Source organism: Verrucomicrobiota bacterium, from assembly GCA_027622555.1.
Taxonomy (GTDB): Bacteria; Verrucomicrobiota; Verrucomicrobiia; order Opitutales; family UBA2995; genus UBA2995.
Genome location: JAQBYJ010000005.1, coordinates 26251 through 51682 on the forward strand (window position 1 = coordinate 26251; position 25432 = coordinate 51682).

20 protein-coding genes and 1 tRNA gene are annotated in these 25432 nt (G+C 47.6%); 18 read left to right on the forward strand and 3 right to left on the reverse strand.

Features of this window, described 5'->3' with window-relative positions; all coding sequences use genetic code 11:
- The first annotated feature begins 1 nt into the window (after position 1).
- The 6 genes from O3C43_02400 (at position 2) to O3C43_02425 (ending at position 10044) form a co-directional block, all read left to right on the forward strand.
- Complete coding sequence (locus O3C43_02400) at positions 2-751, forward strand: SDR family oxidoreductase (protein ID MDA1065335.1); 750 nt, start codon at positions 2-4, stop codon at positions 749-751.
- Between the two features lie 68 nt (positions 752-819).
- Positions 820-4239, forward strand: a complete 3420-nt coding sequence (locus O3C43_02405) for an acyl-[ACP]--phospholipid O-acyltransferase (GenBank protein MDA1065336.1) — start codon at positions 820-822, stop codon at positions 4237-4239.
- Positions 4236-5438 carry a lysophospholipid acyltransferase family protein gene (locus O3C43_02410; protein MDA1065337.1) on the forward strand — a complete coding sequence of 401 codons (1203 nt, stop codon included), beginning with the start codon at positions 4236-4238 and terminating at the stop codon, positions 5436-5438. Before O3C43_02405 ends, O3C43_02410 begins: the two co-directional genes overlap by 4 nt.
- 111 nt (positions 5439-5549) lie before the next feature.
- Complete coding sequence (mtnK, locus tag O3C43_02415; GenBank protein MDA1065338.1) at positions 5550-6806, forward strand: S-methyl-5-thioribose kinase; 1257 nt, start codon at positions 5550-5552, stop codon at positions 6804-6806.
- Between the two features lie 12 nt (positions 6807-6818).
- Positions 6819-7895 carry an S-methyl-5-thioribose-1-phosphate isomerase gene (mtnA, locus tag O3C43_02420; GenBank protein ID MDA1065339.1) on the forward strand — a complete coding sequence of 359 codons (1077 nt, stop codon included), beginning with the start codon at positions 6819-6821 and terminating at the stop codon, positions 7893-7895.
- 175 nt (positions 7896-8070) lie between these two features.
- Positions 8071-10044: a bifunctional aldolase/short-chain dehydrogenase gene (locus O3C43_02425; protein MDA1065340.1), complete on the forward strand. Its 1974-nt coding sequence runs from the start codon at positions 8071-8073 to the stop codon at positions 10042-10044.
- Positions 10045-10169: 125 nt separating this feature from the next.
- On the opposite strand, the gene O3C43_02430 is transcribed toward O3C43_02425, so the two are convergent.
- Positions 10170-11897 carry a hypothetical protein gene (locus tag O3C43_02430; GenBank protein ID MDA1065341.1) on the reverse strand — a complete coding sequence of 576 codons (1728 nt, stop codon included), beginning with the start codon at positions 11895-11897 and terminating at the stop codon, positions 10170-10172.
- Positions 11898-12095: 198 nt separating this feature from the next.
- Here O3C43_02430 and O3C43_02435 point away from each other — a divergent pair, with 198 nt between their 5' ends.
- From O3C43_02435 to O3C43_02450, 4 genes are all read left to right on the forward strand, one after another.
- On the forward strand, positions 12096-12500 hold the full coding sequence (locus O3C43_02435; protein ID MDA1065342.1) for a hypothetical protein: 405 nt from the start codon (positions 12096-12098) through the stop codon (positions 12498-12500).
- A gap of 606 nt (positions 12501-13106) precedes the next feature.
- Positions 13107-13781, forward strand: coding sequence for a DUF4412 domain-containing protein (locus O3C43_02440; GenBank protein MDA1065343.1), 675 nt, complete (start codon positions 13107-13109; stop codon positions 13779-13781).
- Between the two features lie 393 nt (positions 13782-14174).
- Positions 14175-14474 carry a hypothetical protein gene (locus O3C43_02445; protein MDA1065344.1) on the forward strand — a complete coding sequence of 100 codons (300 nt, stop codon included), beginning with the start codon at positions 14175-14177 and terminating at the stop codon, positions 14472-14474.
- Positions 14475-14476: 2 nt separating this feature from the next.
- Positions 14477-14755 (forward strand): DUF1294 domain-containing protein, encoded by a 279-nt coding sequence (locus O3C43_02450; GenBank protein MDA1065345.1) that lies wholly within the window; start codon positions 14477-14479, stop codon positions 14753-14755.
- Between the two features lie 30 nt (positions 14756-14785).
- Here the strand turns inward: O3C43_02450 and O3C43_02455 are convergent, their stop codons facing one another.
- Complete coding sequence (locus O3C43_02455) at positions 14786-15328, reverse strand: peptidylprolyl isomerase (protein ID MDA1065346.1); 543 nt, start codon at positions 15326-15328, stop codon at positions 14786-14788.
- 92 nt (positions 15329-15420) lie between these two features.
- On the opposite strand from O3C43_02455, the gene O3C43_02460 reads away from it, so the two are divergent.
- Genes O3C43_02460 through O3C43_02470 form a run of 3 tightly spaced genes read left to right on the forward strand, consistent with a single transcriptional unit; the run spans position 15421 to position 16704 of the window.
- Positions 15421-16056, forward strand: a complete 636-nt coding sequence (locus O3C43_02460) for a TetR/AcrR family transcriptional regulator (GenBank protein ID MDA1065347.1) — start codon at positions 15421-15423, stop codon at positions 16054-16056.
- A 25-nt stretch (positions 16057-16081) separates the two neighbouring features.
- A complete protein-coding gene (locus O3C43_02465; protein MDA1065348.1) occupies positions 16082-16375 on the forward strand; it encodes a hypothetical protein in 294 nt (97 codons plus the stop codon).
- A 2-nt stretch (positions 16376-16377) separates the two neighbouring features.
- Entirely contained in the window at positions 16378-16704 is a 327-nt protein-coding gene (locus O3C43_02470) for an antibiotic biosynthesis monooxygenase (protein MDA1065349.1), read from the forward strand.
- A 19-nt stretch (positions 16705-16723) separates the two neighbouring features.
- Here the strand turns inward: O3C43_02470 and O3C43_02475 are convergent, their stop codons facing one another.
- Entirely contained in the window at positions 16724-17362 is a 639-nt protein-coding gene (locus O3C43_02475) for a DUF4203 domain-containing protein (protein MDA1065350.1), read from the reverse strand.
- A gap of 155 nt (positions 17363-17517) precedes the next feature.
- Between O3C43_02475 and tkt the strand changes: the two genes are divergently transcribed.
- From tkt to O3C43_02500, 5 genes are all read left to right on the forward strand, one after another.
- Positions 17518-19503 carry a transketolase gene (tkt, locus tag O3C43_02480; protein ID MDA1065351.1) on the forward strand — a complete coding sequence of 662 codons (1986 nt, stop codon included), beginning with the start codon at positions 17518-17520 and terminating at the stop codon, positions 19501-19503.
- 66 nt (positions 19504-19569) lie between these two features.
- Positions 19570-21270 carry an endonuclease/exonuclease/phosphatase family protein gene (locus tag O3C43_02485; protein MDA1065352.1) on the forward strand — a complete coding sequence of 567 codons (1701 nt, stop codon included), beginning with the start codon at positions 19570-19572 and terminating at the stop codon, positions 21268-21270.
- 119 nt (positions 21271-21389) lie between these two features.
- The gene (locus tag O3C43_02490; GenBank protein ID MDA1065353.1) at positions 21390-23261 is read left to right on the forward strand and encodes a DNA topoisomerase IV subunit B; all 1872 of its coding nucleotides are present in this window, start codon (positions 21390-21392) and stop codon (positions 23259-23261) included.
- Positions 23262-23267: 6 nt separating this feature from the next.
- Positions 23268-25292, forward strand: a complete 2025-nt coding sequence (locus O3C43_02495; GenBank protein MDA1065354.1) for a DNA gyrase/topoisomerase IV subunit A — start codon at positions 23268-23270, stop codon at positions 25290-25292.
- Positions 25293-25322: 30 nt separating this feature from the next.
- Positions 25323-25399 (forward strand) — tRNA-Pro (locus tag O3C43_02500).
- Positions 25400-25432: the final 33 nt, after the last annotated feature.

The window sequence follows — 25432 nt, forward strand, 5'->3', positions numbered from 1 at the left end:
TATGAACGATGCAACGCACATTTCAGGGAAAGTCATTATAATTACGGGTGCTTCAAGTGGCATCGGAAGAGCCACAGCCAACCATCTGGCAAGCCTGGGAGCCAAGGTCGTCCTCGGCGCACGCCGTGAAGACAGATTAAAAGAACTTTCCGACGAAATAACAGCTGCCGGAGGAGAGGTGGCCTGGAAAGTTACCGACGTAACCAACTACAAGAGCGTAAAAGAATTGGCCGCTCACGCCACAGCTACCTTCGGATCGATCGACGTTTTGATCAATAATGCAGGAAAAAACACCCTGGGTGCCGTAGATAAGCTGCAGGTCGATGCGTGGAACAGCATGATCGATGTAAATATAAAAGGTCCCCTCAATGGAATTGCGGCGGTTCTTCCAGGAATGAAGGAACAGGGCTACGGACAAATTATTACCACATCCTCCATGGTTGCTCACCAAGGCATGGCCTTCATGGCGGTGTATAATGGAACCAAGGCAGCGATCAAGATGATCCATGAAGGACTTCGCCAGGAAGTAGGACCTGACATCCGGGTCAGCATGGTTTCGCCAGGTGCAGTCTACACAGAGATTGGCACTGACGATGATCCGGAAGCGATGGATTACCTTATGAAAGAATTTGATGGTCTGAAATTGCTCGATCCCATTGACGTTGCACGTGCGTTCGCGTTCGCAATAAGCCAACCGGCTCATGTGGACATCAACGAAGTGATCATTCGACCAACAGCTCAGAGAGCGTAGAGAATTTTCCACACTAAAAGAGACTTGAGCGCTTCGCTTTTCAGTCGTTGAATGGATTGAAACACCTCGTGGAAACATCTCAAAAAGCAATACCTCCTTCTCCTTGGAAAAAGAGTTTCTGGAGCTTGTTTGTCACTCAGTGCCAAGGTGCTTTTTCCGACAACATGTTCAAGTTTGTCGTGATCTTCACGGCGATGAGCCAGTTCCCGAATGAAGCGGATCAAGACAGACTTGTCGCATTGATCGGGGTGTTTTTTGCAGTACCCTTTATTTTGCTCACGATGACGGGCGGTTTCTTTGCAGACCGGTGTAGCAAAGCTCACATGGCCGTTCGTATTAAGACCGCGGAGATTGTCATAATGTCGATCGCCGCTTGTGGGCTTTATTATAGTAATCTCAACGTTTTGATCGGAGTCATTTTCCTGATGAGCGCACAAAGCGCGTTTTTTGGACCCGTAAAATACGGCCTTCTCCCCGAGCTTCTCGAAGAAAAGCGCTTATCCTGGGGTAATGGCTACATCGGCCTCGGCACATTTATTGCCGTTATTCTGGGAACTATTGCCGGCGGTTTCTTATTCGATTGGTTCGACAATCAAGCAGCCACAGGGGTCATTTTAACACTACTGGCAGTCGCTGGATATCTGGCAAGCCGCGGGATAAAGCGAATGCCTCCGGCAGATCCCAATAAAGTCTACCGGATCAATTTTTTAGGAGAATTCTGGCAACAACTTAAATATGCCCGAAAAGACCGGGTGTTGTTTCTCTCGGTGATCGGAAGTACCTATTTCTGGTTTCTGGGCGCGCTGGTGCAACAGTCGGTTATGATCTATGGTCGCAATGAATTGGACCTCAGTTTCCGTAGTACGAGTATTCTATTCGCGATGATGGCGGTAGGAATCGGAATCGGAAGTTTCCTGGCTGGCTACCTCTCGGCTCGAAAGATCGAATACGGACTAATCCCGCTCGGTGCTCTGGGAGTTGCGGTCTTTAGTTTCTGCATGGGGCAGTCAGGACTAAGTACCACCTACTTTGGACTCTTCCTGGGTTTATTAGGTTTTTTTGGAGGATTTTATATCATCCCAATCAACGCCATTGTTCAACACAGACCGGAAAAAGAACGAAAAGGCTCTGTCATTGCGATGCAGGCATTTCTTTCCTGGGGAGGAATCCTGGCCTCGGCTGGCGTCTATTTGTTACTAAAGAATATTGGGCTGGAGACCGGGGAGATCTTTATTTTCATAGGTGCAATTACACTCGTTGGAACCGTTTATGTGATCTGGTTGCTTCCCGATTCACTCCTGAGACTGCTCCTGGTAATCCTGACCAACACCATTTACAGGATTCGTGTCCTTGGCCGGGATAATATTCCTGACAAAGGAGGCGTTCTTTTTGTCTGCAACCACCTTTCCTATGTGGATGCCTTACTCCTGGTTGCATCCATAGATCGTCCCATCCGGTTTATCATGGCGCAGGACATCTATACCAATAAATTCATAAAACCGTTTGCTAGAATAATGGGTGCAATTCCGATTCCGACAACGGCCCGACCCAGGGAAACGATCGCCGCATTAAAACATGCCCGAGACCTAATTCAAAAAGGGGAAGTCGTTTGTATTTTTGCAGAAGGTCAAATCTCGAGAACCGGAAACTTACTACCGTTTCGAAAGGGATTTGAACGGATCATGAAGGGTCTTCATGAACCGATTCTGCCCATCAACCTGGATGGAGTCTGGGGAAGTATCTTCAGTTTTGAACGCGGTCGTTTTTTATATAAATGGCCGAGAAAAATTCCGTTTCCTGTTACAGTTAGCTTCGGAGAAGCCATGCCACCTCAAAGCCCACCCTTTGAAGTGAGAACAGCAGTGCAGGACTTGGCTACACAAGCATGGCCCAACAGGAAAATTTATTTTGATACGCTGCACCGCAAATTTGTACATACGGCCAAGCACCACCCCTTCCGATTTGCGATGTCTGATCCAAGATCAGGCCGGCTCAGCTACGGTGCGCTTCTTCCAAAAGTTATTTTCATGGCTCGAACCTTGAGGCCACATTGGCAGGATCAAGAAAAAGTGGGAATACTCCTCCCACCGTCGGTTCCGGGAGCCCTTGTGAACTACGCGGCATTTTTGATGGGGAAAGTGCCCGTTAATCTAAACTACACGCTTTCTGAAAATGCCATTGCTTCGTGTATTGAACAATGCGGCATCAAAACGATAGTTACCTCCAAGCTGTTCCTTGCCCGGACCAAACTTCAACTGCCGGAAACGAGCCTCTTCCTGGAAGATCTTCTCCATAAACCAAAGCTGTCTCAAAAAATTATCAGCTTCTTAATGGCCTGGACGTTACCGGTAAGGGTTTTGGAAAAATCACTCGGGCAGGCACGGAAAATTGAGCTGGACGATACGGCGACTATCATCTTTTCGAGCGGAAGTACCGGAGAACCGAAGGGGGTCATGTTGAGCCATTACAACATAGCTTCGAATGTTGAGCAGATTGGACAAACACTTGCCTTGGGGAAACGGGATGTGCTTTTGGGGATACTACCGTTTTTCCATTCGTTTGGCTTTACAGGAGCTTTGGCACTGCCGCCGACCCTTGGAATTGGAGTCACCTACCATGCGAATCCGCTTGATTCAAAAATGGTGGGTTCACTGGTTGAGGAAAACAAAGTGACCTACCTGATTGCAACGCCGACCTTCCTGCAAATTTATTTGCGCGGCTGCCAGGCCGAGCAATTTAAGTCGCTCGAATTCGTCATGGTTGGAGCCGAAAAATTACCTGAGCGCTTGGCGATGGCGTTTGAGGAAAAATTTGGGCTGTACCCTGTCGAGGGGTACGGTTGCACCGAATGTTCTCCGGTCGTTTCTGCCAATACCCGGGATTTCAGGAAAGGAAACCTTCACCAAGTAGGCATCAAACCTGGTAAGATTGGTCATCCTCTCCCGGGAATCAGCATTCGAATCGTCGATCCCGACTCACACACAGCGGTTCCCACCGGGAGTGCCGGTCTCATGCTCGTCAAGGGCCCAAACGTCATGCAGGGCTATCTCGGGAAACCGGAAAAAACCGCGGAGGTGCTCCAGGACGGTTGGTATACTACCGGTGATATTGCAGCTATCGATGAAGACGGCTTTTTAACGATCACCGATCGCCTGAGCCGCTTTAGTAAAATAGGAGGCGAGATGGTTCCTCACATCAAAGTTGAGGACGTTCTTCATGAATTAATTGAAGAAACGGAGAAATCCTTGGCAGTCTCCAGCCTACCCGATGAACGGAAGGGCGAACGCCTGGTGGTGCTTCATTGTTTGACTGCTTCACGCCTGGAAGAATGTCATTCAAAATTGGCCGAAGCGGACATCCCGAATCTCTGGAAACCAAGGCGCGATCTGTTTTTCCATGTCGACTCTCTTCCCTACCTGGGCTCGGGCAAACTGGACTTGAGTCTACTGAAGGAACTGGCGCGCAAATTTGCTGATTCCTCCAAATGAATATATTCCGTCCTCAAATTCCCTACGTTTTTCGACCACCGAAGTATTCAACCTGGTTCAAGCCTATCCTGTTTTTGGTTAGCAGTCGTTTTCTCAAAAAGAAATTTAAAATTGCGGAAATCAAAATAAGCGGTGCCGAGGAATTGACTGAACTTGTTCGCCGCAGGGAGTCGATTCTCGTCGCCCCCAATCATGCGGACCATGCTGACCCAAGCCTTATGGTAACGGCCGCCCGTCGCAGTGGCTTTATTTTTCATTTTATGGCGGCGAGAGAAGGGTTTGAAAAGGATGCCTTTACCCGCTTCTTTCTTCAAAAGGCGGGAGCTTTTTCGGTAAACCGGGAGGGAGGTGATATTGGCGCAATCAAGACGGCGATTCAATTGTTGCAGGAAGGTAATTTCCCCTTGGTCATCTTCCCTGAAGGTGAAATCTATCACCACCACGAGGTGCTGGATGAGCTGAATGATGGGGTCGCAAGTATAGTGCTGAGAGCCAGTTCAAAACTACCCGAAGGTAAAACGAGCTATGTCGTCCCGGCAGGCATTCGTATTAGACACAGTTCAGATATCTCAAACACATTTTCAGAAAGACTGGATCGATTGGAGAAACATATTACCTGGAAACCAAGACTCGGTTTGGATCCGGTAGATCGAATCTACCGACTTGGATCAGCGCTCCTTACAATTAAAGAGGAAGAATTTCTCGGTTATGCCCAGACAGGAGAAATAATTGCGCGCACCCGTAGTTTGCAGGACAAATTGATGGAACCCATTGAGTTGGCTCATGGTGAATCGAATTCGGATATGAAGATGACGATGCGCATAAAAGCGCTGCGTGGAAAAATCCGAAAGGAGCTTACCGACGAATCCTCTCCCGTTTCGCCAGAACGAGAAAAAGAGCTTTACGATGAACTGGACAGAATTTTCCTCGCCAACCAGCTGTATAGCTACCCTGGCCGATACTTGAAAGAAAACCCAACCGATGATCGTATTGCAGAGACGCTATTCAAGCTCGAGGAAGATGTCCTCGAAATAGAAGAATACTACGGTCCACGCACAGCTGAATTAGTTTTTGGAAAACCTATAGCCATTAACACGTTTCTTGAAGAAGGCGGATTCAATTTTAAAAGTGGAGTTACTCCTTTAACTGAAACAATCCGAGAGAAAGTTCAGGGGCTCCTGCAATCCATGAACACCTGATCGAACTCTTCGATATTTTCCGAATAGAGCGTTGAACCGGTTGACAACAAATTGTGGGGTAATTCATCCTGCTTAAACATTTTTCTATAACGCCAATCATCAGATCAATTTATGTCCTATGAAATACTGACTCCAGAAACGTTGGTGGATTACCTGAAATCCATCGAGGCAATGCAGAGCTTATTTAGCAGCTTCGATAATCTTGAAGTGATCGAAGTCGGTGACGGAAATTTGAATTATGTTTACCTGATTACCAACCGGGACAACCTGGCAGAGACGGTCGCCTTGAAACAGGCGGTTCCTTACCTAAGGGTGGTAGGCGAATCGTGGGCGCTTACACGAGAACGCATGCGTTTTGAGATCCAGGCCTTGGAAATACAAAAAGAGCTTTGTCCTGATTTTGTTCCTGAAATCTTCTATTCCAGTATAGAGATGTCAGTGGTCATCATGCAGAATCTTTCCAATCAAAAGATACTGCGCGGGCAGATCATCGAAGGTAAAGTGTTCCCGTATTTGGCCGATCACATGTCCACCTTTCTGGCGCATACCCTTTATTATACGTCCGACTGGTATCTCTCTTCCGCTGATAAAAAGAAGGCAGTTGCCAATTTCATAAACGCAGAGCTGTGCAACCTTACAGAAGAATTCGTTTTCACCAATCCTTTCGAGAAACATGAGACCAATAGCTACAACGAAGCATTGAGTGAGGAGGATATCGATTTCATACAAAAGGATGGTACTTTGAAAATTGCGGTCGCAGAAATGAAATACAAATTCATGAATCACACAGAAGCGTTGCTTCATGGTGACCTACACATCGGAAGCGTCATGGCTAACGAAAATGAGACCACGGTAATCGACCCGGAGTTTGCTTTTTATGGTCCCATGGGGTTCGACATAGGCGCGTTTATCGGGAATCTGTTCATGTCCTATTTCTCACATGAATACCGCCAAAAGCTCCTTGGACGTGAGCCACTTGAGTATCGTAGCTGGATACTGGATACGATCGCTTCAACCTGGAATCAGTTTGAAAGTAAATTTGACCAATTGTGGGAGAAGCACCAACACGACAAAGACCCACTTTATTTTGACTACGCCGAAGGCAAAGCGGATGCCAGGAGGCAACGACAGTCTTTTCTCAAACATGTTTTTAGTGACACACTTGGCTTTGCCGCATGCAAGATGATGCGCAGAATTGTAGGTCTCGCCAAAGTCGGAGACATTGCCGACATCGAAGACCTGAAGGAACGCGCCCACATTGAACGGATGACACTTGAACTAGGGAAGGCGCTGGTTATACAACGCGACCAATTCAAAAGTATAGAAGAAGTTATCGACCGGGCTAAAACAATATCACCGCTCCGATAGCTTAGTACCATCATGGCCGAAATTACCATTCCCAAGAATAGTCTCAATCTTCCAGAAACCATTTGGTGGGAGAACGGAGAACTCTTTCTCCTCGATCAAACACAACTTCCTTTGGCGGTGGTCGGCGAAAGGCAGGACACGATCGAACAAGTCAGCGACTCAATCAAAGCATTGAAAGTTCGAGGAGCGCCAGCCATAGGTGTCGCCGGGGCTTACGGTTTGCTCGTAGGAATTAAGGTTCACCAGGACCTGCCTGTTGACGATTTCATGGCGCAAATCGAATCCAAGGCAGCATGGCTCGGAGAAGCACGGCCCACCGCGGTTAATTTGAAATGGGGTCTCAAACGTATGGTCGACTTTGCCAAGCAACAAAGGGTGACGACCAGTCGTGAGCTCTACGATAAACTGGAAGGTGAGGCCATAGATATTCACAATGAAGACCGTGAACTATGCAGAATGATCGGAGTGCACGGAGCCTCTTTGATTCAACCTGGATATGGAATCCTTACTCACTGCAATGCAGGCTCATTGGCTACTTCTGAGTATGGCACCGCGACCTCGCCCATGTTTGTGGCACATAAGAACCAGATTCCATTTAGAGTGTATGCGGACGAAACCCGACCACTCCTTCAAGGCGCCCGCTTAACGAGCTGGGAACTTCAACAAGCGGGAATCGACGTTACCCTCATCACCGACAATATGGCAGCACATATGATGTCCCAGGGCTTGATCGACCTGGTTATTGTTGGAACTGATCGCACGGCGGCAAACGGCGATGTGGCCAATAAAATCGGGACACTGGGCGTGGCCATTCTCGCAAAACATTTTAATATCCCTTTCTATGTTGCGCTGCCTTACTCGACGATTGATTTCAATATGCCGGATGGCTCCGGCATTCCGATTGAAGAACGGGACCCTATTGAAGTTACCCACTTCGGGTCACGAAGAACAGCACCTGAGAACATCCAGGTACGTAGTCCGGCATTTGACGTGACTCCCCATGAACTCGTTGCAGGTCTCATTACCGAGCGTGGAATCATCCGGCCGCCCTTTAAAGAAAATCTTCTGAGCGAGTACGGCGAAAAATAAAGCCTGAATCCACGGGGGAAGCAGACATTCCTATATCTCGGGCTTAGCCACCCCGCCAGTTCGAATTCGTGTCGAACAAAGAGGTTTTCTTTCAATTATAGATAGGCCGCAATATTGACACTACCCCGCGGGCTCGTTTGGCTCGGATGTTTCTAAAATATTACGACCTCTGAGTATGAATAGTTTATGGAACGCCGAGGAAGCAAATGCTTTCAAAGATGATATCAAGGGCCTTCGTGCCTACACTTCCCGATTATTGGGAAGCAATCCGGATCTGGTTCTTCATGGGGGTGGAAACACCTCAGTTAAACTCAAGGAAAAAGATTTCTTTGGAACGGAAGAGGACGTGTTGTTCTGTAAAGGCAGTGGCTGGGATTTGGCGACCATCGAAGTAGCGGGCTTTGCTCCTCTACGTATGAGTGCCTTGTTAAAGCTGGCCGAGCTGGAAACACTCTCCGATACCGATATGGTAACCCAGCAGCGAGTAGCCATGTTGGACCCACATGCGCCGAACGCTTCTGTCGAGGCCATATTGCATGCCATTATTCCGCATCGATTTGTAGACCACACCCATGCGGACGCTATCATTGCTCTAACCAACACAGAAAACGGCGAGGCCAAAATCAGAGAAGCACTGGGCGATAAAATCCTGATCGTTCCTTACGTCATGCCGGGATTCGTACTGGCTCGAAAAGTGTATGAAATGACCCGCGACCTTGATTGGGCGGATTATGACGGTATGGTTCTTCTAAACCACGGACTATTCACATTCGATAAGGAAGCAAAAACCTCTTACGAGAATACCATCGACCTGGTCTCCAGAGCAGAAGCTTACCTCGAACAAAAGGGAGCAAAGATATTGAAAGAATCTTCAGGTTCTTCCAAAGCAAACTTACTCACCCTGGCCGAACTAAGAAAGGCTGTATCGGACGCACGCGGTGTTCCGCTACTTGCGAAGTGGGATTCCAGCCCGTCGGTGGTTGCGTATTCGGAAATAGATGGAATCGCAGAGATTGGTACTCGAGGACCCGTGACCCCCGATCATTCCATCCTCACTAAACGGATTCCCATGGTCCTAACCGGACCGGTAAGTGAAGCCGTCGAACAATTTGGCAACAATTACCAAACTTATTTTGATGAAAATAAAGCGGAAGGGATGACACGCCTTGATCCAGCTCCCCGTTGGGTTATCTGGCCAGGTCAAGGCACTGTTTCCTTGGGCACCAGTTACACCGAAGCAGTAAAAATTTCCGATATCGCGGAACACACAACGAAGGTAGTTCAACAAAGTGAAGCTCTGGGAGGCTGGAAAGCGCTCAGCGCGAAAGACGTATTTGATGTGGAGTATTGGGAGTTGGAGCAGGCCAAGCTGAAAACAAAAAAAACCGCGCTACCGCTGCAAGGGAAAGTGGCCCTCGTTACGGGTGCTGCAAGTGGAATTGGCAAAGCTTGTGCTGAACAATTACATGCAGCTGGAGCGGCTGTGGTAGCTACGGATCTGAATCCAGACATCACCCAATTATTCAATGAGCCCACGTTCATTGGAAAAGTATGTGACGTTACGGACAGAGCTGCATTGCTCGATGCCGTTGAAACGACTGTATCAACCTTCGGAGGCCTGGACATTGTAGTCAGCAATGCCGGTATCTTCCCGATGGGAAAATACATCGAGCAGATGGACGACAAGTCCTGGGACATGAGTCTCGCGCTCAACGTGACTCAGCATAAGGATTTGATGCGTTACTGTATTCCTTTCCTAAAAAAAGGGATTGATCCAACCTTCATATTTATCGGCACAAGAAACATTCCGGCACCCGGACCCGGCGTAGCAGCTTACTCGGTGGCGAAGGCTGGACTCAATCAGTTGATGCGGGTAGCAGCCCTTGAATTGGGCGCTCACAATGTGCGTGTAAACATCGTCCATCCCGACAGCGTTTTCGATACCGCTATTTGGGCCGGCGGCATACTGGAAGCACGTGCGGAAAAATACGGCATGACTGTCGAGGAATACATGTCTCGCAATGTCATGAAGACGCCGGTCAAGTCCGTCGAAGTTGCCAACATGGTGGTTTCCATGGCTGGTACTACATTTATAAAAACCACAGGCGCTCAAATCACCGTGGATGGTGGGAATGACCGTGTTATTTAAATAGATTGAATCTAATTCGTAATCGCACCTGGCACACGGAAATTATTTAAAAAATGAGGCAACCACCCCACGTGGTTGCCTCATACAGTTCGGACAATAAAAATCAGCACCGATCACTCTTCTGACTAAATGCTGTCACGATTGGGACGTCCGGGAGGAAGAGCTCGACGCTCTTGACCTCCTTGAGAACGCTCAATCATGGCATCGACTTCAGTCTGATCGATTACACCGTCGCTATTTTCGTCCATTCTTCCAAATCGTTGCTGCATTGGTTCCGGCAATTCATCTTTGGTGATCTTGCCATCCTTGTTTGCATCGAAATCCATTAATTGAGCCGCGGGGTTCCCGCGCTGGCCGGGAGCGCCAGGACCTCTCGCTTGACCAGGTCGTCCTTGTCCCGGACCTCCTCCTCCAGGGCCTGCTCTTTGACCTGAAGTTTCAACAAAGGCATTCACTTCATCCACCGTAAGGAAACCATCGCTATCCAAATCGGCTTGAGCAAATATCGGTTGCATTTGTTGTGGAGCTTCATTTTCCGAGATTTTCCCATCACCGTTCCTATCGGCTCCCAGGATGCGCTCTTTCATCTGATCAGGAGATGGTCGTCCTCCTGGGGCACCACCTGGGCCACCACCTGGAGGGCCTCGTCGGCCAGCAGGACCGCCTCTTTGTTGTCCACCCCGGGCACCGGCTTGAGCAAAATTTTGTCCAGCTCCAGCACGATTAAAGGACCGTCCCATCGTACCGCCACCATCGAGATCAGCAGCGAGTCTTACCTCGTATTTCTGAGTAACTGGAACGCACCAGCCTTCTTCATCACTACAGGCGAAATAACGAACGGTGACACCAAAAACATCTCCCGGTTCGGATCCGGTGATTTCAATTACAAATTCGCGGGGATCCGCATCCGCATCTTCATCCACTTCTTCCGCCATGCCTTTTTCAGGAGTCATGTAGACGCCATCAGGAAGACTCAATTCATACTGCAAAGGGGCGGCTAAATTGTTCCAATGAACATGGTGGATGGGATCCAGGTGAAATCCCAAATACATCTCTCCTCGTCCACGTTGCAACACACCTGGAGTAACTTCCACACGCGGTTTTACATACAGAGGCTGTTTCCCAACTTCCACCGCATTGATCACCACAGGCACTAAAGTTTCGTTGAAAACGGGGCTTGTAGCTTTGCCGCGCTGAACCGATTTTTGCGCCATTGCCGCGGGACGTTTTTCAAGCGTCAGGTCTCTAACGGCGGTGTGGGTGTCAGAATCGCCAACCAGCTTTACCAGCTCTTTGCGAAGGACTTCTCCATCGCTCCATCCGAGGGCATGAACAATTTTCCCCTGCGGATCGATAACCATCTGGGTGTTCGGCCCGAAGCCCAGGGTATGGCGTACGGCGTTGTCCATGTCATCACACAACCAAGGTAAATTCGTGCCCAAGACTCGTTTTGCTTCAACCACATGGGCCAAGCGCTCTTGAAGGGTTACGGGTTGAATGTAACCATTGTATTCAGGATGCGCCAAACTTTTGTAGACGTAAAAAAACTGAAGTCCGTCTGTGTCTTTGTAATCTTGATAAACAGCCTCAACCCCTGGGTAAGTCCGATGAAAGATGGGGCAGGTTAAACAACCGGATACCAGGACCGTATAGTTACCGTCGATTACGTCTAAAAGGGTCTGTTGTTTCCCAGACTCCGTGAAGATGACAAGATCGGCCGGAATGAGCTCCCCTTGTTTTACTTTCGCCTGATTGAGTAGTGGACCCGACAAAATTCGTGTATCCACTGCCTGGGGTTGGGCGAAGCTCGTTAACGCCAAAAAGCATATGAAAAGGATGAGCCAAGATTTCATGAGATTTGTGTGAGTTCGCGGCCAACAGATTCCAGCGATGACTATAGCGACAACGCATCGTTCCCACAAGCGGTTACATTTTCTTAATTTCAGCGGAAGAAGATTTTGTTGGCTCAGGCTTTTTCTGAAACCCGAAGATCAAAACAGAGAATCTCCTTGGCCTGATTGCTGGTCTGTTGTAGGTTAAAAAAACAAGCAATGATCAGGCAAGATTACATCCTCCAACTAATTCAACAACTAGGTGAATTCATTCGACGGGCTGCAGATAGCAGGTCGATTACTGCCGATGGGGAATTGAATGTGCATTTGGAACAACTTACCGCTGAGGTCATCGGACTACCAAGCGAATTGATCATGTCGCTACCTGCGGATGAACTAGTGGACCTATTCCAAGTCTCGGATCGTATGGTTGTCGAAAAATGTTTTGTCACCGCCGAGATTCATCGCCTGAAAGCAGAAAATGAAACCAACGGAGAAAGACAAACGGAGTATCGCGAGCGGGCGTTGTTCTTTTACCTCACTATCGAGCCTAACCTGACCGGTAAATTAGCAGATGATGTTCGTCAACGTCTCGAAGAGCTCCAGGCAAAATCAATCGACTGAAATTCATTCGTATTCAGAATAAGGCGAATGATTTTTATGGTGGTGGCCTAGCAAAAAACGGTGCGATTTTGAAAGATGTTAAAACCTGAGCTACCTGACCCTCCGAATTCCCATTGGGGAGTGTATTGTTTTATGGTCTTTCCGCTCTGAATCTTTTTGGCTGATTCACTACAGAAAAAGTCACCTTTCTCTTTTTGTAGGAGCAAATTTATTCGCGACCCGAAGGTTTTTGATTTACGAGTCGCGAATAAATTTGCTCCTACACTTTGGCCATCCTTTCGTTTCTGACATCAATTGCACCGAGGTCTTGACCGACAACGAAGCGAAAAACAATGACACCCGCACAAAACCTAAGCGTTAAAAATAAGCTGCATTCCAATCAGATATGTACTATCATGCTTTTTTATATCTCTTAGTTCGATTTATCAAAAACCACTCACACCCCAAATTATGAAACAAAACAATATCATCTTTCTATTATGTGCTCTAGTTTCTCTAAATTCGGTGCTTTCAGCGGGAGTAGTTTACACCCTGTCTTCCAAGGACCTTCAAAAGGCTGAGAACCCGGGAGATATGACAGTGTCCGTGGACGGCAAAAACCTCAAAATGGAATTTGCCGACGGTACCAATGGGAACGGCTCAATGGTATTTTTGGGAAATGAAAATAGCGTGATGATGATCGACCATGAGCGTAAACAATTTTTCCTGATGGACGAAGCTACCCTCAACCAACTTGGCAATCAACTGAGTCAGGCGATGGCGCAGATGAATGAAGCGCTTAAAAATGTTCCACCAGAACAAAAAGCAATGGTGGAAAATATGATGAAACAAAGGATGGGATCCATGATACCTCAGGCAAAAGAGAAAGTCCCGACATCCATAGAAAAAGGAGATAAAAGTAAAACCGTCGCCGGATACAAAACGACTCACTACCTCCAAAAGAAGGGTGGCCAAATAGAAAATGAATTCTGGGTCTCAGCTTGGAAAGACATCGAAGGTGGAGATGAAGCGGTAGAAGCATTTGAGTCGATGTCCAGTTTCATGGAAAAAATGATGAGTTCATTAAGTCAGGGGGGCAGCAACCCCATGATGGCTTCCATTGACCAGAACATGTTTAAACAATTGAAAGAGCTGGGGGGATTTCCTGTTTCATCAATCAACTACAAAAACGGCAAACCTTCTGAGGAGTTCACCCTGAAGTCCGTTGAAAAACGTGATCTCGACAAATCCACATTCGCACCACCCAAGGGGTATAAAAAGCAACGGATGGATGGCAGGTAATTTAGCAGACGGTTTGTATAGAGTTACGCCTCAAATCTATAGGGTTAATTCCCCAATGGAGCGCAGCCGTTCAAAATATTTGAGATTGAAGGGAAGCAGTACCTAGGCTTCACCTACACGCATCCAGCCGAGCTTGGGAAATACTCCATTCACCTTGAAACTTGTACAGATCTTGAAACCTGGGAACGGATCGATTCAGCGGTGATCTCAGAAACGTTCAATCCGTCCAATAATACCTACACAGTTAGTATTCGCGATATCCAAGCTTTGGGTACCGATGGTGGTAGATTTGTTAGACTCCTGGTTACGGACGAATAAAGAATTCGGAGGTCTCCTCCAAAATTATTGTTTCGCCTGCCATGTTCGATTTGGTATTTACCAAAGCTTAGACTTATGACCGTTTCCGAATTTCAGCAATCCACCTCAGAAAACACAAGACCTGATTCAGCTTTGTCGAAGCCTTTGCAAGCCCTTTGGTGGGATGCAAAAGGCGATTGGGATAAATCGCATGATGTGTGTCAAAGTGCCGGATCGTTGGAGGGTGATTGGGTTCATGCTTACCTGCATCGAAAGGAAGGCGACATCGGAAATGCCTCCTATTGGTATAGCCGGGCAAGGAAACCTGTATTCCAAGGATCACTTGAAGATGAATGGAGTTCGATGGTTGAAAGTTTACTAGCCTCCAAATCCTGATTATGTGGCGTCTACTTTTCAGAGTCTACCTGTACGTGAGCATACTCACGCTGCTGATTTACGGGATCGACAAGTTGTTAGCCAAAATGGAATGGAAACGAGTTCCAGAACGTTGGTTCCACACCCTTTCTCTTATTGGAGGTTTTCCGGGTGCTTTTTTGGGAATGCACATTTTCAATCATAAAACCAACAAACCAAAATTTCGTTGGATGATTTTCGCATCCCTACTGCTTCACCTCTCCGTCGTTGCAGCTTTTATTGCTAGAGCCCGTTGGTTTTAAGGAATTCGGATCGATTAAGCCAAACCAGGCTCAATGGTGATGAGGATCATGGCCATGGTCACAACCGTCTCCATGGTGAACGTGTTTGTGACTAAGCTCTTCTTCGGAGGCAGGACGGACAGACAGGACCTTGACCTCAAAATAAAGGGTCTTCCCGGAGAACTCGTGGTTCGCATCAATAGTCAAAGTATCGCCCTCAATTTTTTGGATGGTGAACATACGGATTCCTCCGGCCACTTCGCCTTGAAACCGCAAGCCTACCTCCAACTTCTCATCGGGCGGAAATTGACTACGAGGAACTTCGCCAATCAGTCCTGGTAAAAGCTCACCATAGGCATCGGCTGGCTTGAGAGTCACAGAAAATGCATCACCCACCTGTTTCCCGAGTAAAGCGCGCTCCAAACCTGGAACCGCCCCTTCAACCCCCATCAGGAAAACAAACGGATCACTGTCAGGGCTTTTATCCAACACTTCACCCACTTCTCCTTTAAGAACATAAGAAATACCAACCACTGACTTTTCACCAATTATCTCCATCAAGCGAATCGACCTTAAAAGAATGGCAAACACCATCTTTTTCTGTTGATATCAGAAGAAATCAGCAATATTAACAACGTTAACTTTATTAATATGTTAACGCTGTTCACACAAGTAGCCCAATTCGTATGATTTTGACAAAAGGTAGTAAGTACCATCACGGCGATCTGAAGAATTCTCTTATCCGTTGCGGGCTCGAGATCCTCTCTGAGGATGGGAAACAGGGACTCTCCCTGCGAAAGGTTGCGAAAAAGGCTGGAGTAAGTGAAGCGGCACCCTATCGACACTTCAAGGACAAGGAAGCGCTGGTCGCTGCTATAGCAGAGCAGGGTTTCATCCGATTGGCAGCTTTATTGGATTCAGTAGCGGCAAAACACTCGGAAGATGCCAAATCTCTATTTTTCCAATCGGGATTGGCCTATGTTCAATTTGCACGGCAAAACCCGGATTCGATGCGAGTGATGTTTCGCCTCCGTAACGTAGATGGAGGGGTCGAATATCCGGCTCTTCAAGAAGCGGCCGATGAAGCCTTCAGCTTTTTAATCGATATGGTGGAGTATTGCCAACAAGCGGGACTTGCTCGCTTGGGACATCCCATGCCGTTGGCCCTCAGCGCCTGGTCAGCTGTACATGGTTTGTCGATGCTACTCATTGATAATTACATTTCTAAAGAGGCGCTTCAGGGAACGGAGGATCAATCCCTTATTTTGGCCACGCTCGAAATCATCCTTCAAGGATGGCAAACAAGCACGGAAACAGCATAACCACCCTGGCCCACTGTTCTCATGAATGATTCGAAACTCAGGTTTTCCAATCGCGTTTAAAATTATGTGCGCTATCGACCTGACTGCCCTCAAGACATATTCTATTTACGAGTATGACAACTCACAGTCATTCGATCTCGAAGGACTAAAAGGCCGCCTGGAATCTTCCAGTTATTGCCCATTACCCGGTTCCAAGAATTACGAGCCGTTAATGAAAGCCTTGGAAACTTTATTTGAGAATGAGAAGACGAAAGGTCAAATAACCTTCGATTACCGGACCCGCGTTTACGCCGGACCACTTAACCCATCAACGAGTTAGCCATGTTTCCTTGTAAAACACCCGAACCGCCCTACTACGCAGTCATCTTTCCATCGACCAGGACAGAAGGCGACAACGGTTATAAAGCCATGGCGGAAAAAATGGAAACCTTGGCCGCCCGGCAACCAGGTTTTCTCGGAATTGAATCGGTAAAAAACGAGAAGGGATGCGGAATCACCATTTCATATTGGACGTCAGAAGAGGCGATTGTGAATTGGCATCACCATCCAGAGCACCAGAAAGCTCAAGCCGCTGGAAAATCCGTGTGGTACCAGGACTACATGCTGCGAATCGCAAAAGTTGAAAGAGCCTACGGGAAGGACTCCTGATCCAGGAGCCTTATTTCGCCTAATCTTTCTTCGGTTTCCTTTTTACCTGCATATAAAACCCTGCCAGTGATAGCCCAATCACACTGGTCCAAAAATACCACGGACGATTTAAGATATCGTGCAAAGATGCCCCCCCATATTTGTCGAGAACCTGCTCCCAAGGAAAAAGAAAGGGCGATAGCTTAAAAAGGAAAAAGGTACTTTGCACCGCGTGCCATGCACCGGTGCAGGCGGTAGCAACTTTCATTGTCCATTTCTCCAACATTAAGGCAGCGAACCCACCCACTAATATTATCAAAACAAGTACTCCAACGACGGCGATATCTTCGAGGGATTGAAGGAAGGGTAGAAGAAAAACAGCCGCGACATAAGCACCTAAAATAAAGACACCCGCTTTATAGAAGAAATTCATCAGAATTCCCAATGCCAACCCAAGTACGGTCGCAATAATCCAAACTACTTTCGGATCCTCCGGAAACAAAAGCGGCGCATACAACAAGCCGGCGTAGGAACCGCTAACCAATCCAAGGAGAAATAAAACCAATTTAAGGATTTTGTAACCGTGCAAACAGGTCAAAAGGCCAAAAACCAATACCACAGCACCCGGAACCCACCACGGTAGCGTATCTAAAGGAAGATTTGAGAAATCAGTAGTCACAAAGCTTAATCTGTTTAGCGGATTTATTGAAACTGACAAGTTTTAGAGTCGCTTGAAAATATCCTCGCCCTTTTCATGGCGATCCTTTGCATTTTGGGTCCCAGAAAAATAAGACCTCACCAAGGGGTCCGAAAGCACACCAAGCCGAAGTTGAAATGAACAAAGAAGTATTATCAGAAGCAGCCAACATCTCTCGCGGATTGGCCATCGACGCAGTAGCAGCCTGCGGATCCGGCCACCTAGGCCTTCCTTTGGGAGCCGCAGAAGTAGGCGCCGTCCTTTTTGGGGAATCGCTCTCAATGAGCCCACGAAATCCAAACTGGCTAAATCGTGACCGTTTCGTCCTCTCGGCTGGCCATGGCAGCATGTTTCTCTATTCCTGGCTGCACCTCTCCGGCTACGAATTGAGCCTTGATGACATAAAGAATTTCCGGGTGCTACATAGCAAAACACCAGGACATCCGGAATTTGGAGAGACTCCTGGCGTCGAGTGCACAACTGGACCCCTCGGCCAAGGAATTGGCAACTCAGTCGGAATGGCTGTTGCAGCCAAAATGACGGCCAAAAAATTTAACACCGACGACCACACCATCATTGATCATCATATTATCTGTCTGGCGGGTGATGGATGTTTACAAGAGGGAGTATCTGCTGAGGCCTGCGCGTTTGCCGGCCACTTCGGTCTGGATAACCTAATCCTGATCTTTGATTCAAACGACGTCACTCTGGATGCTTCCGCTGATGCGACACAGAGCGAAGATACCGCTAAACGTTACGAAGCTTATGGCTGGGATGTTGTCACCATAGACGGTTACGATTTGGACGGAATACAAAGCGCGTTGGCAAAGGCCAAGAATAACGATAACGGCAAACCGAAGTTAGTCATTGCTCGCACGCTTATCGGAAAAGGCATTTCACAAGTGTCCGGAACTGCCGCCGCTCACGGTGAAGGCGGAGTTAAATTTGCCGCCGAATCAAAGACAGCTCTAGGCCTTCCCGCAGAAGATTTTTACGTTTCGAATTCTGTTAAATCTTTCTTTTCAGAACGCAAACAAGAGTTGGCCCAAAAATACAACGACTGGCTGGACACCTACAACGCATGGAAGGCAAACAACCCGGAATTGGCCACGTTGCTTGAAGATGCCTATAGTGGAAAAACAGTCAATGCCGACCAACTGTTATCAGCCATCCCGGAAGCCAATCCAGAAAAGAACGTGGCTACCCGAGTTGCTGGAGGAAATATTATCAATGCCCTGGCAAAAGAGCTTCCTCTACTCCTTACCGGAAGTGCGGATCTTTTCGGATCTACGAAAAACTACATTAACGATGTAGGAGATTTCACCCGCGACAACCATACCGGTCGCAACATCCGCTTCGGAATTCGTGAGCACGCTATGGGCGCCATCGTCAACGGAATCGCCTATCACGGCATCTTTACGGCATCAGGTGCTACCTTTACAACCTTTGCCGACTACATGCGGCCCGCCTTACGTCTGGCCGCCCTTTCGAAGTTGAAAAACTTCCATATTTTTACTCATGATTCTGTCGCGGTCGGATGGGATGGACCTACCCACCAGCCAACGGAGGTTGTCAGTGCGGTTCGCCTGATTCCCGGGATGGATGTTATTCGTCCTGCGGATCCTGAAGAAACAGCCGGCGCTTTCGTAGCAGCGTTGGAACGTAACGATGGTCCCACCTCCTTGATTCTTTCCCGCCAGGGAGTTCCAACACTCAACAGCATTCCGGTAAGTAAACGTCGCCAAGGTGTCTTAAAAGGCGCCTACATTGCCCGCAAAGAAATCGGCGAGCTTTCGATTATTATTCTGAGCAACGGTAGTGAGCTTCAACATGCGCTAAACGCAGCGGAAGAATTAGGAATCGGTGTACGGGTGGTGTCTATGCCATGCTTTGAGCGTTTCGAACGCCAGAGCGCCGAATACCGCGAATCAGTACTGCCAGCTTCGTGCAGGAAACGTGTGGCTATTGAGGCTGGTGTCAGCGATCTCTGGTACAAGTATGTTGGATTGGATGGCAAGGTTATCGGAATCGATCGCTTCGGACTTTCAGCCGAAGGAGGACTCGTGTTACGAGAATTGGGAATTACTGCTGAAAGCGTCATAGCTGCAGCCCAATCCTTGTAAGCTCAAATATTTTTATGGACCCCGGCCGCCCCAGCCGGGGTCACTTATCCCGGCTCAATTATCCAAGTGAAATCTATTACCTTTTTTTGGTTCCTACTCGCAGCACTTGGGAATCTCAACGGAGCAAAATACATCCCCATCAGCCAGATTCAGGGAAGCGATCATCGATCGGAGTTTGAAGGATCTGAAGCGACGACTGACGGGATTGTAACGCGCATTTATGAGGACGGATTTATCATCCAGTCCAAACAACCCGATGCATCTTCTGAAACTTCCGATGCCCTATACGTTTACCAAAAAGATACCGAAGTAAAAATCGGAAATGAACTGCGGGTAACAGGTATGGTGGAAGAGTATGTACCGGGAGGCGAAGGCAGTTACAATTTGAGCCTGACTCAAATTCGGGCTAAGACAATTAAACAGATTCGCAGCAAAGCAACGCTTCCGAAACCCATTGTTTTAAATTACCTGCTCCCCGGTTTTCCCGAAACGATCAAACAACCCGGTTCTGATTTTGATCCGAAGAAAAATGCACTCGATTTCTGGGAATCCATGGAACACATGCGTGTCACCGTATTGAATGCCACGGTCATCGGACCCAGCTCAAGTTACGGAGAGATCGTCGTAAGCGTTCCACAAGCTAAGCCCGAGCCGACAACCAATCGCGGCGGCGTTAAACTAACAGGATATACATCTAATCCACCCAAGGTCCTGATATCCCTGGATCCAAACAACTCCAACCACTACAGCGTTGGAGATCGTATAAAGGATGCCATCCACGGAACGGTGAACTACTCGTTTGGAAACTATAAAATTGGAAGCAGTAATTCCATAGGTCCACCAGCGTCCAATAATATCCCCCAATCTTCAAGAGGCCCCTCCATTCCTGATTCGGCATTAAAGTTTGCGACCTTTAATGTGGAAAATCTGTACCCCGGATTGCCCGATGAAAAATTCCAATCGCTTGCCGACATTATAATCCATTCTCTGAAAACCCCAGACATTCTGGCACTTCAGGAGATTCACGATAACTCAGGCCCTGAAAACAACCAGGTTGTAGACGCAAACGAAACGTTGGCAAAGTTAGTCGAATTCATTAAATCCGCAGGTGGACCCGTCTACCATTTCATCCAGTTAAATCCGCAAAACAATTCAGACGGTGGCTGGCCGGGAGGAAATATAAGGAATGCATACCTTTACCGTGATTCGATTCAATTGGGTCAAAATTATCTACTGGAAGATCCCTCTTTTAATACGGAACAAACGCGCGGATTCTCAGGCTCACGGAAGCCTTTGGTCGCGTTTTTCACAAGTGGTAAACAAAAGATGATTTTCATAAATTGTCACCTCAGGAGCAAAGGGGGAGACTCTTCACCTTATGGTTCTCTATCGCCAGCCGTTCGTTTTTCCGAATCTCAAAGGATTCCCCAAACAACTGCAATTCGCAGACACGTTGATCAGCTTCGTCAAAAACATCCTGAAGCAGGTGTCATCGTTCTTGGCGACATGAACGACTACGAATTCTCGCCAGCAATCGAGGTCCTTACACGCGATAATGGACTTGTAAATCTTGTCGAGTCTGTGCCTGCACCCGAAAGGTACACCTACGTTTTCAATGGGTTCTCCCAAATCCTGGATCATCTGCTGGTTAGCCCGGATTTAGCTCGTAAAATGAGTGCCTATATTGCCCATGTAAACGCAGACCTGAGTGCTGGTTTAAGATCGAGTGATCACGATCCGATTCTTGCCTGGATCACCGCACCTTAATTCCTGTCCTTTAAGCAGAGATTTTTCTTGTAGGACAGGATTCTGTTCCTTGAGATTAGCCCCAAGTCCCTACCTACCACATCCTATTTATCCTTTCATATCCAATCTGCTTTTAGCTAATGGCTGAACCTGTTTACGACGAAAAGTCCATAAAGTCGCTGGACTGGCGAGAGCATATTCGCCTCCGCCCGGGGATGTACATCGGCAATGTTTCCGGCAAAGGAAATTCGGCTGATGAAGGTCTCTATGTTCTCATCAAGGAAGTAGCAGATAACTGCCTCGATGAATATATGATGGGCTACGGAAAGCGCATCGAAATCACTGTTAAAAACGACCTGGTAACCGTGAGAGACTACGGTCGCGGAATCCCTCTGGGAAAGGTGGTCGAATGCGTGAGCAAAATTAATACGGGAGGTAAATACGACTCGGAAGCATTCCAGAAATCAATTGGTCTTAACGGAGTGGGGACCAAAGCTGTAAACGCTCTTTCAGCGACTTTTAAGGTCGAGTCCTTCCGCGACGGGAAAACAGTGGCCGCCGAATTTGTTCAAGGTAATTTAGTGAGCGAGGATAAAAAGCCGAGATCCAGTGATGAGAAATCAGGGACCTTGGTGACCTTCTTTCCCGATAAAGAGATTTTCGGTGAATTCACTTTCCGGAAAGAGTTTATTGAGAAACTCCTATGGAACTACGCTTACCTCAATACGGGACTTACACTGGTATTCAACGGGGAGCGTTATAATTCCAAAAACGGCCTCTTTGACCTGCTAACCGAAAACCTGGAGGCAGAGGCAAATTACCCGATCATTCATTTCAAGGAGGAAGACATTGAAATAGCTTTCACCCATACAAGCCAATACGGTGAAGACTACTTCTCTTTCGTTAACGGACAATATACCACACTCGGAGGGACTCATGAAGCCGCATTCAAGCAAGCTTTAGTTGATACGATTCGCGGCTTCTTTAAGAAAGATTACCATGTGTCGGACGTTCGTAGCGGCCTTGTCGGTGCTATTGCCATTCGCGTTCAGGAGCCCACTTTCGAAAGCCAAACCAAAGTAAAGCTTGGTAGCGACAATTTCGGACCAGATGGTCCCAGTATTCGGCTTGGAATTACTAATTTCCTAAAGAAGGAACTCGACAACTATCTGCACAAAAATCCGTCCGCAGCGGAAGCGATCAAAAAACGTATCCTCCAAAGTGAGCGGGAACGCACTGAGCTGAAAGGCATCCAGAAAATCGCAAAAGACCGGGCAAAAAAAGCAAAAGTCGTTAACAAAAAATTACGCGACTGCAAAGTGCACTTCAACTCCAACCATAAGGACGCCGGAAACAGCTCCGTATTTATTACTGAAGGAGACTCTGCATCAGGATCTATCACAAAATCGAGAGACCCGATGACCCAGGCGGTGTTCTCGCTTCGGGGCAAACCGCTCAACACCTACGGCATGAAGCGGAGGGTCATTTACGAAAACGAAGAGTTTTACTTGCTACAAAATGCCTTGGACATTGAGGACGGATTGGAGAACTTGCGTTACAATAAGATCATCCTCGCAACCGATGCAGATGTTGACGGATTCCATATTCGACTACTCCTGATGTGCTACTTTCTCCAGTTCTTTCCGGAGATGGTACGCCGCGGCCATCTTTACATTCTACAAACACCTCTTTTCCGTGTCCGCAACAAGAAGGCAACCGTGTACTGCTACTCTGAAGATGAGAAACGGCAAGCCATGGCAACGCTAAGCGGGAAAGTAGAGATAACCAGGTTTAAAGGATTAGGTGAAATCTCGCCGTCAGAATTTAAGCAATTTATAAGCGAAAATATCCGACTCGAACCGGTCTTGATTGGTAAGAATTCCCACCTTAAAGAGATGCTCGAGTTCTATATGGGAAAAAACACACCCGAGCGAAAAGACTTTATTGTAGATAACCTGGTAATCGAAGCACCGATCAACGAAAGCGTTGAAGAAGAGGCTATCTCCGCCTGATCCATCATGTCCGAAAATGCCTCAGTAAACGATGGCCTGGAAAAGGTATCGGATCTCTACAAAAAATATTATTTGGAATATGCTTCCTACGTCATCCTTGACCGGGCAGTGCCCGCAATCCTGGATGGATTAAAGCCCGTTCAAAGGCGAATTCTTACCACCATGTTCAAAATGAACGACGGTCGTTTTCATAAGGTCGCCAGCATTGTGGGAGAAACCATGAAGCTCCATCCTCATGGAGATTCCGCCATTACCGATGCGCTTGTGCAAATCGCTCAACGGGATTTGCTGATTGAGATGCAGGGGAACTTCGGGGATCCCGTCACAGGAGATCGCGCGGCAGCCAGTCGATACATCGAAGCTCGTTTATCCAAATTTGCACTCGAAGTGTTGTTCAATCCGAAGACCACGCTGTTTCAAGACTCCTACGATGCCCGGGCCAAGGAACCCATTGTTCTTCCAGCAAAGTTTCCGATAGCCCTGGTTCAAGGAATTGAAGGTATTGCCGTTGGATTGGCTTGTAAAATTTTCCCGCACAATTTCATAGAATTGATCGATGCTTCCATCGCTGCCCTCAGAAAGGAAGATTTTGAATTGTACCCCGACTTTCCGACTGGAGGAATCGCCGATGTCGCGGAATACAACGAAGGCCTGAGAGGCGGACGGGTTCGAGTCAGGGCTAAAATCGACACTCTCAAAAAACGTGAGCTCGCCATCCGCGAAATTCCCTTTGGCACCACGACCGCATCCTTGATTGATTCAATTGTTAACGCGCGCGACAAAGGGAAAATCAAGTTTGAGCGGATCGAAGACCATACGGCTGAGAACGTAGAAATTCTGATCCAGCTTTCCCCGGGAATGGATGCTGGAACGATGATAAACGCTCTCTATGCTTTTACAGATTGTGAAACTTCACTCGCTCCCAATTCCAGTATCATCGAGAATAACCGTCCGGAGTTCCTCCCGGTCAAAGAACTGCTCAAGCGTTCGGCCAAACATACCCGAGAGCTTCTGAAGCTGGAACTTGAAATCGAACTGGGCGAGCTGCAAGAAAAGTGGCACTTAAGCAGCCTGGAAAAAATATTTATAGAAAATCGCATCTACAGGGACATCGAAGAATGTACCACCTGGGAAGGCGTCATGGAAGCCATCCGGAAAGGCTTGAAGCCCTTTCTGCATTTGCTTCGCCGAGCGGTGACAGACGACGATATTGTTCGGCTAACCGAGATAAAGATAAAGCGGATCTCCCGTTACGATGCATTCAGGGCAGATGAGTTCATATGCGGGTTGGAAGATCGGATGAAGGAGATTCAACGCGACCTCAAGCAACTGACCAAGTTTACCATCCATTTTTTCGAGTCTCTCAAACAGAGGTACGGTGCCGGGAGAGAGCGTAAAACCGAACTCGCTTCCTTTGATCGTGTGGATGCCACCAAAGTCGCCGTGGCAAACGAGACGTTGTATGTAAATTACAAGGACGGCTTCGTCGGTACAGGAATGAAAAAGGACGAAGCGGTATTAAAATGCTCGATTCTGGATGATATTATCGTTTTCACACGCGACGGAAATATGCGGGTCGTTAAGGTTGCGGACAAAGTATTTGTCGGAAAAGACATCATTCATGTTTCCGTCTTCGATAAGGATGATAAGTCTGTTTACTCGATAATGTACCGGGACGGTAAACGAGGATCGCTGTATGCAAAACGCTTCCTGATAGGTGGAATAACACGGGAAAAAGAATACTCACTAACCAAAGGCAACGACGATTCCCGCGTGTTCTTTTTCTCCGTGGATAAGACCGAACAAGAAAGTCCATTTGTAAAAGTCTACCATAAGCCGGTCCCACGGCTTCGTAAGCTGGAAATTCCTTTCAATTTTGCCGAGTTCGCAGTGAAGAACCGAGGAAGCCAAGGAAATATTATTACAAAGAACATCGTTCTCCGGGTAGCCAGAGCAGCAACGGAAGAAAATAGTAACGTAGAAGAAACCGGGGATGATTCCGAACAAGGAACCTTGGATCTTGACAGTTAATTTGAGGCTTAAGAGCTTTTCTTCTCAAGTCGGGCCGTAGCTCAGCCTGGTAGAGCGCTGCGTTCGGGACGCAGAGGCCGCAGGTTCAAATCCTGTCGGCCCGACCAGCCGAATCGTCTGAATTGAATCAGACTCATTCA